Source organism: Chryseobacterium taeanense, assembly GCF_900099685.1.
Taxonomy (GTDB): Bacteria; Bacteroidota; Bacteroidia; order Flavobacteriales; family Weeksellaceae; genus Chryseobacterium; species Chryseobacterium taeanense.
Genome location: NZ_FNDW01000001.1, coordinates 277,599 through 294,651, shown reverse-complemented (window position 1 = coordinate 294,651; position 17,053 = coordinate 277,599). Strand labels below are relative to the sequence as shown.

General features: G+C 35.2%; 17 protein-coding genes. 7 read left to right on the top strand and 10 right to left on the bottom strand.

Translation table 11 applies throughout. The features are described from left to right. Nucleotides 1-23: 23 nt before the first annotated feature. A complete protein-coding gene (gene dusB, locus BLR30_RS01355; protein ID WP_089853581.1) occupies nt 24-1,025 on the top strand; it encodes a tRNA dihydrouridine synthase DusB in 1,002 nt (333 codons plus the stop codon). A gap of 43 nt (nt 1,026-1,068) precedes the next feature. On the opposite strand, the gene deoC is transcribed toward dusB, so the two are convergent. The 5 genes from deoC to BLR30_RS01330 all read right to left on the bottom strand — a co-directional run bounded on the left by deoC (nt 1,069) and on the right by BLR30_RS01330 (nt 5,562). Next, nucleotides 1,069-1,818 carry a deoxyribose-phosphate aldolase gene (gene deoC, locus BLR30_RS01350; RefSeq protein ID WP_089853578.1) on the bottom strand — a complete coding sequence of 250 codons (750 nt, stop codon included), beginning with the start codon at nt 1,816-1,818 and terminating at the stop codon, nt 1,069-1,071. Nucleotides 1,819-1,820: 2 nt separating this feature from the next. Next, nucleotides 1,821-2,291: an Lrp/AsnC family transcriptional regulator gene (locus BLR30_RS01345; RefSeq protein WP_089853575.1), complete on the bottom strand. Its 471-nt coding sequence runs from the start codon at nt 2,289-2,291 to the stop codon at nt 1,821-1,823. 31 nt (nt 2,292-2,322) lie between these two features. Then, nucleotides 2,323-3,258 carry an endonuclease/exonuclease/phosphatase family protein gene (locus BLR30_RS01340; RefSeq protein WP_228400675.1) on the bottom strand — a complete coding sequence of 312 codons (936 nt, stop codon included), beginning with the start codon at nt 3,256-3,258 and terminating at the stop codon, nt 2,323-2,325. 373 nt (nt 3,259-3,631) lie between these two features. Beyond that, the gene (gene trmD / locus BLR30_RS01335) at nt 3,632-4,303 is read right to left on the bottom strand and encodes a tRNA (guanosine(37)-N1)-methyltransferase TrmD (protein WP_089853572.1); all 672 of its coding nucleotides are present in this window, start codon (nt 4,301-4,303) and stop codon (nt 3,632-3,634) included. After that, nucleotides 4,300-5,562, bottom strand: a complete 1,263-nt coding sequence (locus BLR30_RS01330; RefSeq protein WP_089853569.1) for an NAD(P)/FAD-dependent oxidoreductase — start codon at nt 5,560-5,562, stop codon at nt 4,300-4,302. Before BLR30_RS01330 ends, trmD begins: the two co-directional genes overlap by 4 nt. A gap of 65 nt (nt 5,563-5,627) precedes the next feature. On the opposite strand from BLR30_RS01330, the gene BLR30_RS01325 reads away from it, so the two are divergent. Continuing rightward, nucleotides 5,628-6,491, top strand: a complete 864-nt coding sequence (locus BLR30_RS01325; RefSeq protein ID WP_089853565.1) for a glycoside hydrolase family 25 protein — start codon at nt 5,628-5,630, stop codon at nt 6,489-6,491. A 7-nt stretch (nt 6,492-6,498) separates the two neighbouring features. On the opposite strand, the gene BLR30_RS01320 is transcribed toward BLR30_RS01325, so the two are convergent. The 3 genes from BLR30_RS01320 to BLR30_RS17965 are packed head-to-tail and all read right to left on the bottom strand — an operon-like array spanning nt 6,499 to nt 8,195. After that, entirely contained in the window at nt 6,499-7,635 is a 1,137-nt protein-coding gene (locus BLR30_RS01320; RefSeq protein WP_089853562.1) for a hypothetical protein, read from the bottom strand. A gap of 45 nt (nt 7,636-7,680) precedes the next feature. Next, a complete protein-coding gene (locus BLR30_RS01315; protein ID WP_262484098.1) occupies nt 7,681-8,067 on the bottom strand; it encodes a DUF1761 domain-containing protein in 387 nt (128 codons plus the stop codon). Nucleotides 8,068-8,078: 11 nt separating this feature from the next. Further along, nucleotides 8,079-8,195: a DUF1761 domain-containing protein gene (locus BLR30_RS17965; RefSeq protein ID WP_262484097.1), complete on the bottom strand. Its 117-nt coding sequence runs from the start codon at nt 8,193-8,195 to the stop codon at nt 8,079-8,081. Between the two features lie 261 nt (nt 8,196-8,456). On the opposite strand from BLR30_RS17965, the gene BLR30_RS01310 reads away from it, so the two are divergent. Further along, nucleotides 8,457-10,358, top strand: coding sequence for an ABC-F family ATP-binding cassette domain-containing protein (locus BLR30_RS01310; protein ID WP_089853559.1), 1,902 nt, complete (start codon nt 8,457-8,459; stop codon nt 10,356-10,358). Nucleotides 10,359-10,451: 93 nt separating this feature from the next. Here BLR30_RS01310 and BLR30_RS01305 read toward each other — a convergent pair whose 3' ends face one another. After that, nucleotides 10,452-11,507 (bottom strand): Gfo/Idh/MocA family oxidoreductase, encoded by a 1,056-nt coding sequence (locus BLR30_RS01305; RefSeq protein WP_089853556.1) that lies wholly within the window; start codon nt 11,505-11,507, stop codon nt 10,452-10,454. A gap of 179 nt (nt 11,508-11,686) precedes the next feature. Between BLR30_RS01305 and BLR30_RS01300 the strand changes: the two genes are divergently transcribed. From BLR30_RS01300 to BLR30_RS01290, 3 genes are all read left to right on the top strand, one after another. Next, entirely contained in the window at nt 11,687-13,975 is a 2,289-nt protein-coding gene (locus tag BLR30_RS01300) for a TonB-dependent siderophore receptor (RefSeq protein ID WP_089853553.1), read from the top strand. A gap of 86 nt (nt 13,976-14,061) precedes the next feature. Beyond that, a complete protein-coding gene (locus BLR30_RS01295) occupies nt 14,062-14,577 on the top strand; it encodes a hypothetical protein (protein WP_089853550.1) in 516 nt (171 codons plus the stop codon). Between the two features lie 158 nt (nt 14,578-14,735). Further along, nucleotides 14,736-15,326, top strand: coding sequence for a hypothetical protein (locus tag BLR30_RS01290; protein ID WP_089853546.1), 591 nt, complete (start codon nt 14,736-14,738; stop codon nt 15,324-15,326). Between the two features lie 107 nt (nt 15,327-15,433). On the opposite strand, the gene BLR30_RS01285 is transcribed toward BLR30_RS01290, so the two are convergent. Continuing rightward, nucleotides 15,434-16,069, bottom strand: coding sequence for a peroxiredoxin (locus BLR30_RS01285; protein WP_089853544.1), 636 nt, complete (start codon nt 16,067-16,069; stop codon nt 15,434-15,436). Nucleotides 16,070-16,159: 90 nt separating this feature from the next. On the opposite strand from BLR30_RS01285, the gene BLR30_RS01280 reads away from it, so the two are divergent. Continuing rightward, the gene (locus tag BLR30_RS01280; RefSeq protein WP_089853542.1) at nt 16,160-17,038 is read left to right on the top strand and encodes a mechanosensitive ion channel family protein; all 879 of its coding nucleotides are present in this window, start codon (nt 16,160-16,162) and stop codon (nt 17,036-17,038) included. Nucleotides 17,039-17,053: the final 15 nt, after the last annotated feature.

The window sequence follows — 17,053 nt, the reverse complement described above, 5'->3', positions numbered from 1 at the left end:
TTGGAATTTTGTAAATTTGCACCATGATAAAAATTGGCAACATAGAACTGCCGGAATTTCCGCTTTTATTGGCACCGATGGAGGATGTAAGCGATCCGCCTTTCAGGAGGTTATGCAAAATGCATGGCGCAGACTTAATGTATTCTGAGTTTATCTCTTCGGAAGGGTTGATTCGTGATGCCATCAAGAGCAGAAAAAAGCTGGATATTTTTGATTATGAAAGACCTGTCGGAATTCAGATTTTTGGAGGTGATGAGGAAGCGATGGCCATGTCTGCCAGAATTGTAGAAACCGTAAATCCTGATCTGGTAGATATCAATTTCGGATGTCCCGTAAAAAAAGTAGTTTGTAAAGGTGCCGGAGCCGGAGTTTTAAAAGATATTGATTTAATGGTTCGACTTACAAAAGCTGTAGTAAGTTCAACCAGCTTACCTGTAACTGTTAAAACACGTTTGGGTTGGGACAGTACTTCCATCAATATCGATGAAGTAGCTGAACGTTTGCAGGAAACGGGGATTAAAGCATTAACGATTCATGCGAGAACGCGCGCACAGATGTACAAAGGGGAAGCTGACTGGGAACATATTTCACGAATTAAACAAAATCCTAATATTGAGATTCCGATCTTTGGAAACGGCGATATAGATTCTCCTGAAAAAGCTTTGGAATACAAGCAGAAATATGCCTGCGACGGTATCATGATTGGCCGCGCAGCCATCGGATATCCGTGGATATTTAATGAAATCAAACATTTCTTTAAAACCGGTGAGCATTTACCTGCACCAACCATCGAAGACCGATTATTAGCGGTTCGCCAGCACGCAGAATGGAGTGCAGAATGGAAAGGTGAAAGGTTAGGATTAGTTGAAATGAGACAGCACTACAGCAACTATTTCCGAGGAGTTCCCCATTTTAAAGACTTCAGAAAGAAATTTTTAGAAATTTTTACGTTAGAAGAAATGGACGCATTAATTCACGAAACAAAAGAATTCTACTCCGAATATTTAGCTTCGCAACAAGCTTAAAAAAACAAAACCATCAGCCTAATCTGATGGTTTTTTTGTATTGTTAATATCCTTCTTGTGGTGACTGATGATTTTTTATAAGAGCTAATGCTGAAGAGGTCCCGATTCTTTTAACCCCCATATTAATCATTTTTTCAGCATCTTGAGGAGTCCTGACTCCACCGGCTGCTTTTACGGGTAACCCTGCGGAATTATCAAGCATAATTTTTATTCCTTCAAAAGTAGCTCCATTAGGCTTACCATCTTTGGTTTCAAAGAATCCTGTTGACGATTTTATAAATATTTTAGGCCATTCATTTTCTGAGAAATTTTCTTTGGCCCAATTTGAAATATTCTTGGTAAGATCTGCAATTTGTTCATCATTTAAAGCTGCAATTTCTATGATCCATTTTGCTACTTTATGATGCTTCATACATAGCTTTGTACATCGTATAAACTCATCTTTTACAAGATTTAATTCTCCTTTCAGATAAGCCGTATAATTAATTACAAAATCCAGTTCATCGGCTCCGTCGGCAATCGCTTTTTCAGCTTCTGCAATTTTTTCGTCTATGGAAGATGTACCTTCATGAAAACCAATTACTGTTCCTACCACAACATCCGAATTCCTCTCCTGAATATACTTTTTTATCTCAGAAACATAATCTGGTCGGATCATGACAGCAAAAATTCCGTTATCAATCGCTTCCTGCGTGAGATCTTTATCTTTCTGTAAAGTTTCTTCAGCTGAAATCCCCGATTGTTCCGGAGTTTTCAGATAGGTTGAATCCAAATATTGAGCAATGTTCATAATCTTTATACTTTCAGTTGTCTGTAAATACCTTGTTCCAAAGATATGAAAGTTTCTGTTCTTGTCACGCCTTTCAGCTTCTGAAGTTTACTTAAAATCTGCATCAGGTGATCGTTATCTTTACAGAGTACTTTCAGAAAGATCGTATAATTTCCTGTGGTATAATGTGCTTCAACGACTTCATTAATTTCTTTCAACGCCTTTACCATATCTGGATAATGACTCGGCTTATCGAGAAATACGCCAATGTATGAAATAACTTTATATCCAATTTTTTTAGGATTAAGGAACGAAATTGAATTTTCAATCACTCCTGCCTGCTCAAGTTTTTTTATTCTCTGATGAACGGCAGTTGTTGATATGCCGACGCTTTTGGAAATATGAGCCAGGGAAGTTTTGGAATTATCCATCAGCATATAGATAATTTCTTTGTCGATTGAATCCAATTGATAACTTGTGTTGTCTGAATTTTTCATTCTCTACTTTATTTATGTTTTCACATTTGTTTTATACTTTACTTAATGTCACAAAAACCGGAAAATGGTCACTGTAACCACCCAGATACCGTGTTCCTGAATAGGTACGGAACGGCCTTCCTTCAAATCTTTTGTCCCGGCTGCTGATTTTTTCAGGTCTGAATATCACAGCACGCTGAAAAGAAAGTATATTATCTTCTTTAAAAAAAGATTTGGATAATATAATCTGATCAAACAACAGTCCTGATTTGTAATGAAAAGTAGAGTAATTTCCTGTAGAAAACAATTGCCGGAAAGGGTTTCTCAATACCTTCTCATGCGAATCGTCATAGAGAATTTTTTCTAAATTTTCATCATCTGGGTTTTCGTTGAAATCACCACACAAAATCACATTTCCGCCATCATTTACAATATCCAGAATCCGTCTTTGGATTTCGTTGAGTATAAAGATTCTTTTGGGCTTATTGATATCTTTTTCGCGCTTAGAGGGAAGATGAGCGATAAAGACATGAATAATTTCTTCTTCATACTTCAGTTTTGAATAAAGTACATCTCTTGTTGTGTCGTAATATTCTGTGTTTTTATTTTCAATTTCAAAGAAGAATGTAATGGCTTCTGAATCCACTACCTCAACTTTTTTTTTATTATATAGCAAAGCCACATCAACTTTTCTTTCGTCTCTGGAATTGTAATGCACAATACCATATTCCGAATTGAAAGGTGGCAGCTTTACCAAATCTTCCAGAACCTTCCTGCCGGATACTTCCGAAAGACCTATAATAAAGGGAAGCACTTCATTTTCCTCCTTCATCATCTGAAAAACATTCGCTATTTTGAAGAGCTTGTTTTTATATTTCCGTTCATCCCAATTCCTCAATCCTGAATTTGTAGGATCCAGCTTGTGTCTGGGTGGAGGATCAGGCAGAAATAAATTTTCAACATTATAAAAGCTCAACAACTCCATCATTATGCTTTTCTACTTCTTAAAACTTTCATTTTAATCTTCAGGATGTAAATTTATTATTTTATTTAATAAATCATTAATTATTTCGTAAAATTTTCACGTTAATTTTAGATTCTAATGAATAGACTTACGAGAAAATTTTAAATTAAAAACTTAAAATACATTAAATATTTTCACCTAATAGGATTTTATAAGCAAATATTCGAAATAAAATAATATGTAAAAATAAAAAATTATAGAATAAAATACTACTATTAATAAATAAAAATTAATATTTTAAACTATAACACAATTAATAGCAAATTTTATTCCTAATTAAATCTTTTTAGTAAAGATAAATTCCTTAAACCGTAATCAATTTCGTATTTGGAGGTTTTTAAAGTAAATCCGGACGTTTTTCTTTCGTAATTCTTACCGCTTCCTCATGTCGCCATTCTTCGATCTTGGCAAAATTTCCGCTCAGAAGAACTTTTGGAACTTCCAGTCCTTTGTAAACTTCCGGTCTCGTGTAGATCGGCGGCGAAAGAAGATCATCCTGAAAACTGTCTGTCAATGCACTCTGTTCATCATTCAGAACTCCGGGAAGTAGGCGGATAACAGAATCGGCAAGAACACACGCCGCGAGTTCACCACCCGTAAGCACATAATCCCCTATTGAAATTTCCTTAGTAATATGCAGATCCCGTACACGCTGATCAATGCCTTTGTAATGGCCGCATAAGAAAATAAGATTCTGTTTAATAGAAAGTGTATTGGCTATTTTCTGGTTTAAGGTCACCCCATCCGGTGTAAGATAAATAATTTCATCATATTCTCTCTGTGCTTTCAAGTCGGAAATACATTTATCCAAAGGCTCTACCATCATTACCATTCCTGCACCACCACCATATGGCTCGTCGTCGATCTGCCGATGTTTGTTGATTGCCCATTCTCTCAGATGATGAAAATGTACTTCTGCAAGTCCTTTATCCATCGCTCTTTTTAAAATAGAAGTTTTAAATGGGCTTTCCATGAGTTCAGGAAGCACGCTTATAATATCAATTCTCATTGTAAAGTTTCGTTTTTCTTATTTGGCGAAATTATTAATCGTAAGGAAGAGTCTTTGTTGAAATAGCTCCACATCCAGTTGAAGAATACGGCAAGCTTATTTCTGACGCTCAAAATTAACATTAAATGTAAAAACATCCAGAAATACCAAGCCAGAAAGCCCTGAAATTTGATAAAAGGTAAATCAACAACAGCTCTGTGCTTTCCAATGGTAGCAAGAGAACCTTTATCAATATATTCAAATTCTTCCCAGTCGGCGCTACTTTTCTTTAAAAGGTTTTTACCTAAATTTTTCGCCTGATTAATCGCTACGTTCGCCACCTGTGGATGCCCTTGCGGATACTTTGGAGTTTCCATATAGGCAATATCACCTATGGCAAATATATTATCATAGCCCTTTATTTTGTTGTACCTGTCGGTTATATATCTGTTTCTGATTAGTTTTTCCTGTGGAAAGCCACCCACAACATTTCCGGTAACTCCCGCGGCCCATATTACATTATTGGAAGAAATTGTTTTTCCGCTCTTCATATAAACTTTATCGCCATCATAATCCGTAACATATTCCTGGCTTAGAAATGTTACACCAAGATCCTTAAGATATTCCTCAGATTTATTCTGCGCTTCGGGACTCATCACCGCAAGAGGCTTTTCCGTGGAACTCACCAATATAATCTGAAGGTGATCAAAATTCATATAAGGATAATCTCTCGGAAGAATTTCTTTTTTCATTTCAGCAAAAGCTCCTGCCAGTTCCACGCCTGTCGGTCCGCTTCCTACAATAACTATATTCCAGTTTCCGTCGTCACTGCGGCTTTTTTCAAGGATCAGTTTTTCAAAAGTCATCAGCACATGATTTCTGATACTGATAGCTTCCTGTGTATTTTTCATCCCGAAAGCTTTGCCTTCAAGATCTTTATTTCCGAAAAAATTGGTTTTACAGCCGGTGGCAATAACCAGTTTATCATAGCTAAATTCTGCCTCATCGGTAATGACTTTATTGTTGGCAGTATCAATTTCTTTAACTTCCGTAAGGCGAAACTGTGTATTTCTGGAACGCTGAAAGATTTTTCTAAACGGGAAGGAAATATTGGAAGGCTCGATCCTTCCGCACGCTACCTGATAAAAAAGAGGCTGGAACATATGATGGTTTACCCGGTCTAAAACAATTACTTTCTTGTTTTTGTTGTTTAATGTTTTTGCAAGTTGCAGCCCCGCAAAACCACCTCCTATGATGATGATCTTTTCGCGTGTTTCCATAGTACACAAATTTACTGATTTATTTTAGCATTTGGCAGCGAAAAAAGTTAGTTTTGCAAAACTTTATGCCACTGAAAAAGTACAGCAAAAAAACCGCCAAAAAGATTCATCAAAACCGACGGAAGAACTATTTTTTCCGACGCAAGGTAATGTTGGCTATTCTATTTATTGCACTTATAGGAACCGGTTTCTATTTAAAACAAACCGTCAGCTATTATTATGCAATGTACTTTAATAAATTCGTTCATAAAAAGCTTCACAATACAGAAACTGAAACCTTAAGAATCCAAAAAATTATCTCTGATAATCTGGATAAGACTTATGGTTTTGATATTTCACATTATCAGAATAAAGAAGATATCAGATGGGACAGTCTGAGCATTGGAAACAGAACCATTCCATTGGAGTTTGTACTTATGCGTGCGACAATGGGAAACCGAAATGCAGACAAACACTTTGATGATTTTTGGGAAATGGCAAAAAAACATGACATGATTCGAGGTGCCTACCATTTTTACAGAGCAGATGAAGACCCTGTCATACAAGCCAATAACTTTCTGGAAAATGTAAAACTGGAAAGCGGCGATCTCCCGCCAGTTCTCGATATTGAAAAAATTCCGAGACGCAAAACCACAAAAAAATTGGTTGAAGACCTGAAAACATGGTGTAAAATTGTAGAAGAAGCATATGGCGAAAAACCAATAATCTACACCTATTATCATTATTATAAAGATTTCCTGAAAGGGGAATTTGACGATTACCCGCTTTGGCTGGCGAATTACAACGATGTTCCCACCCCATCACCTGATACCTACTGGCATTTCTGGCAGTTTACAGAAAACGGCATCGTTCACGGAATCAATACTAAAGTAGACCTCAACATCTATAATGGAAATTTATGGTCACTAAAAAGGCTGACTTTAGACTGACTTAATTTCATTTAAAAGGATTTCTCTGAACCCATTTTGTTTTGGGAGCAAATGAAGTAAAAATTTTACCAATACCTTTATTGAGTATAAAGTTATTATGTTTCATAATGCCGAAAATCCCTGATGGTTCTGCTCCAATTGTGGATTTTATCTCCAAAGCCGTTCTTCCGAAAACAATTCTTTTAAACCGATATTTGATTCCAAATTCCACCATATCCAACAGCATATTCAGGTAGATCTGTTTTTGTTTCTGGCAGTCTTTATCGTAACCTAAAAAATAAGTATCAACATCTTTATTATTTAAAATCAGAGTATAAAAACCTATAAGTTTCCGTCCTGAAAAATATCCAAAAACTTTAAATTTCTCACCCAAGTTTTCCTTCATTTTCTCAAAATGGTTTTCAGGAAGAAAAAATGTATTGAAAGATGCTTTTTCCACAACATTTAGATAAAGCTCATTCATTTTTTGTTGATGCTTTTTTAATGAATCTAAATTGAATTCACGCCTTTCAACATCATCCAATTTTCTTTTTGCTGTTTTGGCTCTGGCCCGGTATTTTTTTGAAAAATCATTTACATAATCGTCAAATGTTTTCCAGCCTTCTCTGATATTCAATATCATATTGGGCTGAACAGAAAATCTGAAATATGTACTATATTCTTTTTCCTTGAAATGCTCTATAAAACATTTTTGATAATCTTTATAAACAATTAAGGACGTTTTTCGGATGTCGTTCTGCATTTTTTGTACCGCTTTATTTAAAAGCACAACAACTTCTTCCGATGAAATTTTTGAAGAATCAAAATAAAATCCGTTCTGTCCGGTAAGCATATTGTTCCCGAGGATCATGACATCCTTTATGAAACACTGAATCATCAAATTTTTAAAACTGAATACAAGCCCCGATTTTTCTTTATGAAAAGTTCTGTGTCTGCTGAAATCCAGATATTGAAACAACGCTCCACCAATAAGTTCTTCTTCCCGGAAAAACCCCATGAAAAAACATTTCATATTGGAAGGTGAAGAATTTTGCAGAACATTAAAATATTCCTCAGAAAGCATGATATTATGATTTCCTATTACATTATTCCAATTTTCCGGCAGGTCGGAAACCGTATCGTATATTATTAAATGGTATGACATATAAAAGGCTACGCAAAAGTAGCCTTATCTTTTATTCTATTAAAATTATTTTTGTGTTATCCAATAAAAACCATCAACCGCATACCATCCACAGATAATTCCGCCCATAATGGTAATAGTGACTGCCCAGTAACCTGTATTAATCATCGTATATTTCCATGATTTTCTTTCGAACATAGCATTAATAGCAATCATTGGAAAGACAAATAAAAAGCTGGCCATCATGGAATGAAAAGCCCCATGCCCAAAAGATCGGTACGCATACCTGTAATCTCTCATAAATGCATAATAGGAGTCATTCGCATTCATTTCATCTCCTCCGATCATGCCAACAGCACCAAACTGATGGATAGTAACAAACTGAAGAAAAAAAGCCATTAATACTGATAAAATCACGGAAAAAATAAAAACACCGATCATCTGCCCTTTCATTTTGTCGGCAGTTAATCCGGCTCAGTCTGCCATACTTTTCCGAAAAGCTTTGGGTGATACCATAGAAATCCAATAATTAAAGGAATAAGTGAAGCTAATAAAATAGCCCAAAAGTTGATTTGCATCATAGTTATAATTTTTAAATTAGTATCATGAATTTACAATAAAATTAAATACAAATGAATAAAATATAAAAAAAATATCAATTAATTAAAATAAAACCAAATATTACACCATTAAATGATTAATAATTCAAAAACAATAAGTTTTTATTCATGAAACTAAAATACCATTTCCTTAAAAACATTAAATTATTAGTAAAAAAATTATGATTACATTTTTTGTACTTTTGCGGCATATTTAAAGTACAAACCAAGTATCAAGTCCTAATGAATTACGTTTCTGCAGAAAATCTCACAAAATCCTACGGCATTAAAGTTTTGTTTGAAAATATTACCTTCCATGTGAATGAGGGCGACAAAATTGCCATTGTTGCCAAAAACGGAAGCGGAAAATCTACGCTACTAAAAATTTTAATAGGAAAAGAAATTGCAGACAGCGGAACGGTTGTCATCAATAAAGACATTCAGGTGGTTTTGTTCGATCAGGAAATAGATTTCAATCCGGAGCTTACTATAGACGAGTTCATGATGACGCTGGATTCCGCACCAATTATGGCTTTAAAAGATTATCATAAGTCACTGCATTCCTCGGATAATGATTTTATCGAAAAAGCTTTAGCCGGAATGGAAGCACACAAAGCCTGGGATTTGGAAAACGAAATGAAGCAGATTCTTTCTCAGCTTAAAATCACAGATCTTGATGCTAAAATGAGAACTCTTTCGGGAGGGCAGATCAAACGTGTTGCTTTAGCCAAACTTTTAACAGAGACGAGAGCAGAGCATCGCCATACTTTATTAATTATGGATGAGCCTACCAACCACCTTGATGTAGAAATGGTGGAATGGCTTGAGAATTATTTAAATAAAGCAAAAATCACACTTCTTCTCGTAACTCACGACAGATATTTCCTGGACAGTGTTTGCGATATCATCTGGGAAATGGAAGATAAAAATCTCTATGTACACAATGGTTCTTATGCGACTTACCTTGAAAATAAGATGATCCGCGAAGATAACTTGAATGCCACCATAGACAAAGCAAACAATCTTTACAGAAAAGAACTGGAATGGATGCGCCGTCAGCCAAAAGCAAGAACCACCAAATCAAAATCCAGAATTGATGCTTTTTTTGAAACACAAAAAGTCGCCAAAACCGATACCCGGAAACAAGGACTGGAACTTGATTTTGAAATGAAAAGACTCGGCAATAAAGTGCTTGAACTTAAAAATATTGATAAAAGCTTCGGGAACAAAGTTTTGCTGAAAGATTTCAGCTACCAATTTCAGCGCGGCGAAAAAGTAGGTATTGTAGGTAAAAACGGTGCCGGGAAATCTACTCTTTTAAATATCATTCAGGGATTTGAAAAAGCGGATAATGGTGAAATTGAAACCGGAGAAACTATCCACTTCGGATATTTTTCACAAAAAGGGTTACAATATAAAGAAGATGAAAGAGTCATTGATTTCATTAAGGAAGCTGCGGAATATTATCCTTTAGCTAATGGAAAAAGTCTTTCCGCTTCACAGTTTTTAAGGTTGTTTTTATTTGATGACCAGACACAATATTCTCCTATTTCAAAACTTTCGGGTGGTGAAAAAAGAAGACTGCATCTGATGTATATTTTGTATCAGAATCCTAATTTTCTAATTTTTGATGAGCCTACAAACGATCTTGATCTTCCAACACTTACCGTACTTGAAAACTTTTTACAGCAGTTCCAAGGGTCGCTGATTATCGTATCCCACGACAGATATTTTATGGACAGAATTGTAGATCACATTCTGGCCTTTGAAGGTGACGGAAAAATCAAAGATTTCATTGGAAATTTTTCGGAATACAGAGAAGCGAAAAGCCGCGAAGAGTCGATGGAAAAATCGACTGCACAAAAACAGGAGCCTGTTAAAGAAAATATTCCGGCGGCGGTCAATAACCCATCTACTGCAAAAAAGAAAAGGCTTTCATTCAAGGAACAGAGAGAGCTTGAAACCATAGAAAAAGAAATGCCTGAACTAGAAATAGAAAGAGCTAAAATTCTGGATCATCTGAATAATGAAAGCGATTATGAGAAAATATCAAAATTATCAACCGATCTGGAAACAATCTCTGAAAAATTAGAAAATCATGAGATGCGATGGCTTGAACTACAGGAGATTTTAGGTGAAGGCTAATTGAGTTGGAGGGTTTGGGAGTTTTAGTGTAAAAGTGTTTATGCTACATGAGCCAAATTCTCAAACCCTAAAACTCCACACCCTAAAATTCTCTCACAAATACACAACTTTCCCCTCTTTGGAACTTTCCACTGCGGCATCGATAATCTTCATATTCCTTACAATTTCTCCGGCTGGAGAAGGCAATGCATATCCGAAAACAATGAATTCATAAATCTGCTGATAATAATTCATATAATTTCCGGATTCGCTGGAAGTAAGAATTCTTTCAGTTTGTTTATTCTCATTCAAAAAATTAAGTATTCCATCCGTTTCCTGTAAAGGTTCAACCCAATCTTTTCCATATTCAGGAATGGCTCCCGCAGCCAGTTCATTCTCCTGATCGTCAGATCTTTCCTGCAAGAAACTGCCTTTATCTCCATGAACAGCATAAGCATAATGCGCTTCTTTTGTAAAGACCGAGGATTTTAATCTTACCCTTACATCATTTTTATAATATAGAATAATCTCAAAATAGTCATTCGCAAAATCTTTTCCTTTCATTGAAAAGACATCCGCAAATAGTTTTTCTGGAAGTCCGAAATACTGTGTCGCCTGATCGATCAGATGAGAACCCAAATCGTGGAGCGAGCCGGAACCTGTAGCATCAGGATTTTCCTTATGAGCCTTTCCGCTTGCTTCGGTACGGAATCTGTCAAAGCGAATTTCCATTTCTTTGATGTTTCCTAACTTCCCTTCATTTATGATCTTCTGCACCTGAAGATAATCACGGTCAAATCTTCTGTTTTGGTAGACGCTCAGAAATAAGCCTTTTTCTTCTGCCAGTTTTACCAATTCTTCCGCTTCGGATACATTTACTGTAAAGGGTTTCTCGACAATTACATTTTTACCTGCTTCCAGCGCCATTTTTGTGTACTCAAAATGCGTCTGAACAGGTGTATTAACGACAACCAATTCAATATCTGCATTTTGCAACATTTCTTCTACAGAACGATAAATGGTCGCATCAGAATATTTTTCTTTAGATTCTTCCTTATTCCTTTCAACAATTGCTGACAAAAAAAATCCCGAATGTTCTTTTAAAAATGGTGCATGAAATATTTTTCCGCTCATTCCGAATGCACAAAGTCCTGTTTTTACCAATTGCATAATCTTAATTTTTTTAACAAAGTTATTTATAAAAGCTACAATATCTTCACTAAATACGAGCCAATATTTTTCATTAGAAAATTTAAATATGACAAATATCACGTTTTAGTTTTTATTAATTCTAAATAATAATATACTTTTGCACTTATTTAAAACCACTCTAAATAACATAAGCTATCATGAAAAAACAGCTAGTAACCTTAGGATTATTGTTCACTGCCGTATCCTTGGGTGCACAAATGAAAAACATAGAAGCTGATACTGTTAAGATCCAGACGATCGAAGACGTTAATCTTCATAAAACAGGCAACCCGAACAAGGCAAGACCATTATCTACTAAATCAAATCTTACGATGATGGAAACACCTCAGCCGATTGCCATTGTTACTCATGAAATCATTGAGCAACAGCAGGCAAAACAGTTGAGTGATGTTCTTCAGAATGTAAACGGAGTTTACCTGACTTCATCAAGAGGAAATTCCCAGGATAGTTTTGGCGGACGTGGTTTTATCTTAGGAAATGATAATATTTTCAAAAATGGCTCAAGAGTAAATAGCGGTGTTTTTCCTGAAGTAAGCGGTTTGGAAAGAGTTGAAGTTTTAAAAGGTGCCAATGCCATGCTTTATGGAAACACAGCAGCAGGTGGCGTTATCAACATGATTACCAAAAAACCTAAATTCAATTTCGGAGGAAGCGTAGGAATGAATGCAGGAAGCTGGAATTCTTACAAACCAACTGTCGATTTGTATGGTCCTCTTTCAAAAAATATTGCTTTCAGAGTAAACGGAGCTTATGAATATGCTGAAAGTTTCAGAGATATTGTACAATCTGAAAAATATTATTTTAATCCTTCTTTTCTATTTAATTTAAGCGATAAGTCTCAATTAATTGTAGAGGCAGATTATCTTAAAAATGATTTTACGCCGGATTTCGGAATTGGTTCAATTACACAGAAAGATGGTTATACATATCAACTTAACGAATTACTTTCGAGAAATTCTTTTTTAGGAACCGACTGGCAATTTCAGAATATACAGCAAGCATCAACCAATGTTACCTTTAATCATCAGTTCAATGAAAAATGGTCATTGAATGCTACTGCGTCTTATCAGAATTACACTAAAGATTACTTTTCAACAGAAAGGGTACAATGGGGTTATGAAAAAAATACTGACCGAATTTTTTGGAAGAGACCTTTAAACAGAACTTACAACGAACAGAATTACACCTCGGCTCAGATTAATATCAATGGAGAATTCAATACCGGAAAAATAATTCATAAAGTATTGATAGGAACTGATGCAGATTATGGAGCAGCAGATTCTTATACTTATTACAATCCAGCCAATAAATTAGCGTATGGAAACAGCTATTTATATGGAACTAATGGAAACAGCAATGGTATTCTTTATCTTGACGATCCTTCATCTTGGTCAAGCGGCAGTACCCCAGATGCAGAAAAACTAGAGAAAAACCGTATCAATACAAGAAGAATTGGAATATATGCACAAGATTTCATTAGCCTTACTAAAGAATTCAAGGTGATAGCAGGGTTGCGTTGGTCTTATATTGAAAATATGCCAACAATCAATACCAAATTTAAGACTAATAAAAACGGAGTTGTGGATATTAACTCATCAACAAGCAAAAATTTTGTCGATAATACTTCATCTTCAAATCAGGCAATATCCCCAAAAGCTGGTTTAGTGTATGCCCCAAATGATAATTTGTCTGTTTTTGCAACTTATACAAATTCGTTCGTTGCCAATACAGGAAGATCAAGGAATGACGAAGCATTAACCCCTACAAATATCGATCAATATGAAGTTGGGGCAAAGAAAAACCTTTGGAATAATGCTTTAGCAATAAATCTTACCGTTTATCAGATATTATATAGAAATTATTATCAGGTAGCACTGAATGATGCAGGGCAACAACTAGATCCTAATGGTTTGATTAAAGATTTCGCCGGAAAAATGAGAAGCAGAGGGGTTGAATTGGATATTACCGGAAATCCAACAGAAAACCTTTCGATTATCGGAGGTTTTTCTTACAATAATTCCGTTTACCTTGACACCCCCGAAGCCTTTGGATATGTTGAAAATCAAAGATTAGTAAGAACTCCTGCAACAACAGCTAACGCATCAGTATTTTACAAATTTACAAAATATGTTCCGGGATTAAAGTTAGGAGCTGGTGTTTACTACATCGGCGACAGAATTGCAGGCTGGAATGACACGAAAACCGGAAATAACAGTCTGGCTTCAAGAAACGGAATAAGCAGAATGTTTGAATTAAAAGATTACACAACAGTTTCATTGTCTGTAGGCTACGAATGGAAAAAATTCATGCTTCAAGGCAAAGTAGGAAATTTGTTTGATGTGGTGAATTACAATGTTCACGAAAATTATTCTGTGAACCCGATTACACCAAGAAACTATTATTTGACACTGACTTATAAACTTTAAAAAAGTTTAACAATAATTTTTTCAATTAAAGTGGGAATTGCATTTTTGCAGTTTCCACTTTTAAAATTTAAAAACAATAATATATTATGGATAAGATTAAGGACACAAGAAGTTTTATGAGAATCACGCACCGATATCTTGGATATTTTCTGGCGGGAATCATGGCGATTTACGCTGTAAGTGGAGTTCTGTTGGTTTACAGAGATACCGATTTTCTTAAAAGGGAAAAAAATTATGATAAAATAATTGACAAAAACCTTGATGAAAAAGCATTAGGCAAAGAATTAAAAATAAAAAACTTTGAAGTGAAAGAAACAGAAGGTACTATTTTGAAATTTAAGCAAGGTACTTACAATTCTGCTACCGGTGAGGCAAAATACACAAAGAAAGAACTTCCTTTTGTTTTAGATAAAATGACAAAACTTCACAAAGCACAATCAAAAGACACGTTATCACCTTTAAACACATTTTTCGGTATTTCACTGTTCTTTTTTGTCATCTCAAGTTTCTGGATGTTTAATCCCAAGACAAAAGCATTTAAGAGAGGGATGGTATTTACCGTAGCCGGACTTGTGATATCAATATTATTATTACTTATCTGATAAAATAATTGTCTTTATTTAACACTGATAGCCAATATTTAACCCTCTATTAATCGGACTTTATACAAATAAATTCACTAAACATTGATTAGTATGGCACATTTATTGTTTTTGAGATAGCACAAATGATAACGCATTAAATATTAAAATAATAAATTATGAAAAAGCTAATTTTATCAGGAATACTAGCCGTAGCAGGTTTAGCTACAACCATGAATGCTCAGATTCAAAAAGGAAACTGGCTGGTAGGTAGTAGTTTAATTTCAAGTAATTTCGGTTTAAACACTGGTGGAGGTTATAACATCGCAATCCAGCCAAAAGGGGCATATTTTATTGAAGATAATGTAGCCATAGGAGGATATGTAGATTTAGGATTCAATAAAGTAACAAATGGTAGCCCTACAGAATTTACATATGGAGTTGGAGGTTTAGGACGTTATTACCTTTCTCCGGGAGAAAAAGGAGTTGACAATTTGCTAAACCACGGACGTTGGTTTCTTGAAGGAAATGTTGGTGTAGGAGGAAGATCTGTTGAAAATGCAGATTCTACAACAGGATTAGACTTCGGAGTTGGACCGGGATATTCATACTTCATTACACCAAACATTGGTCTTGAAGGATTAGTAAAATATAGAGGAAGAGCAGGCTTCGGTAGTGAAGGGCTTAATTCTAATATTACTTTTAACCTAGGTTTCAGTATCTATATTCCAACTTCTAAGGCAAGACAGGTTGCCAATGAAGTAAGATAAGAATCATTTCACACACATTATATACACGTAAAAATCGAAATCGCCTCGGAAAATTTTCCGAGGCGATTTTCTTACAAATTAAACTAAACTATAAAAAATCAAATAAATCATGTATTCGGTTGTGGCGTATATCGCAGATATGGTTTTATTTCTGTCACGCCCTTCGTAAATATTTTTCTTGCCTCTTCCGTAGAAACATTTGGCGGAATGATAACGTCATCACCGTCCTGCCAGTTAACAGGAGTCGCAATCTTATAATTGTCAACCAATTGAAGAGAATCCAACACTCTGAGAATTTCATTAAAATTTCTTCCTGTCGAAGCAGGATAAGTGATAATAAGCCTTACTTTTTTATCTGGGTCAATAATCAGTAAAGAACGCACTGTAGCTGTCGCTGAAGCATTGGGATGTATAAAATCGTAAAGTTCAGAGATTTTACGGTCTTTATCCGCAATAATAGGAAACTCTACATCCGTATCCTGCGTTTCATTAATATCTTTAATCCAGTTCTGATGGTCTTCTACTCCATCAACACTTAGTGCGATAACCTTCGTTCCTCTTTTATCAAATTCCGATTTAAGCTTTGATGTATATCCAAGCTCAGTTGTACAAACCGGTGTATAATCTGCAGGATGAGAAAAAAGAATTCCCCAGGAGTCTCCTAAATATTCATAAAAATCAATGTCTCCCAAAGACGTTTCTGCCTGAAAGTTTGGCGCTGTATCTCCTAATTTAATTGACATAATATTTCGTTCTTATTAGTCTACAAATTTAGTAGAGTTTTTGAGACTGGCAAAATTTTTGTTGAAAAAAATAATTAATTTAAAAAATTCATGGAGAAAAAGGGCTTGAGATATATTGATGTTGTGTACAATGTTCTTCAAAATTGGTATTTAAAATTTGCAGAAATTACTCCGAAACTCATTGTGGGAATTATTGTATTTTCAATTTTCCTTTTTACGAGCAAATATTTAAGTCAGGTTTCTGTTAAAATTTTCCATAAACTTTTTCCTAAAAGCAAAAAAGAAGGTTCTTTAGTAACCCTTATAGCTGTATTCAGATTCCTTATTATGATTATGGGAACTTTTATTGCTCTTGAGATCATGGGCTTAAGCGGATTTTTATGGAAATTCATCGGAAGTCTTGGTGTTGCCGGAGTTATTGCCGGAGTAGCTTTAAAAGATTTGGTATCGAGTATTTTTTCCGGAATGCTGATTGGCATTGATAAAGCTTTTAAAGTTGGAGATTATGTGACGATCGGGAATAATTCGGGTACCGTTTCTGAAATCGGCTTTTTAACTACAAAAATAATTGGCGACGATGGAAAAAAAGTGTACATCCCGAATCAGGTAATTTTCAATTCGCCATTTTATAATTTTACCGCTTCTCCTCAAAGAAAAATATATTTAAATTTTGAAATTCCGGCAGATCAAAATATAGAAAAAGCCCGGCAGGCCGTTCTGGAAGTTGTACAAAAATTAGACAATGTAGATCGCCCGGAAACCGCAACCGCCATGCTTACCGATCTTAAGCAGGGTATTTTCAATCTTCAGGTTAAATTTCCAATGGTTGTAGGCGCAGATATGCTGTTGTTGAAAAGCATTGCTTATCTTGAAATAAAGAAGCGCCTGGATTCTGAAAACATACAGCTTGTCACTCCTACCAGCATAAGTATTACAGGAGGCGAAAACCTTAATACAGATAAAGTATAATCATAAAAAAGCCGT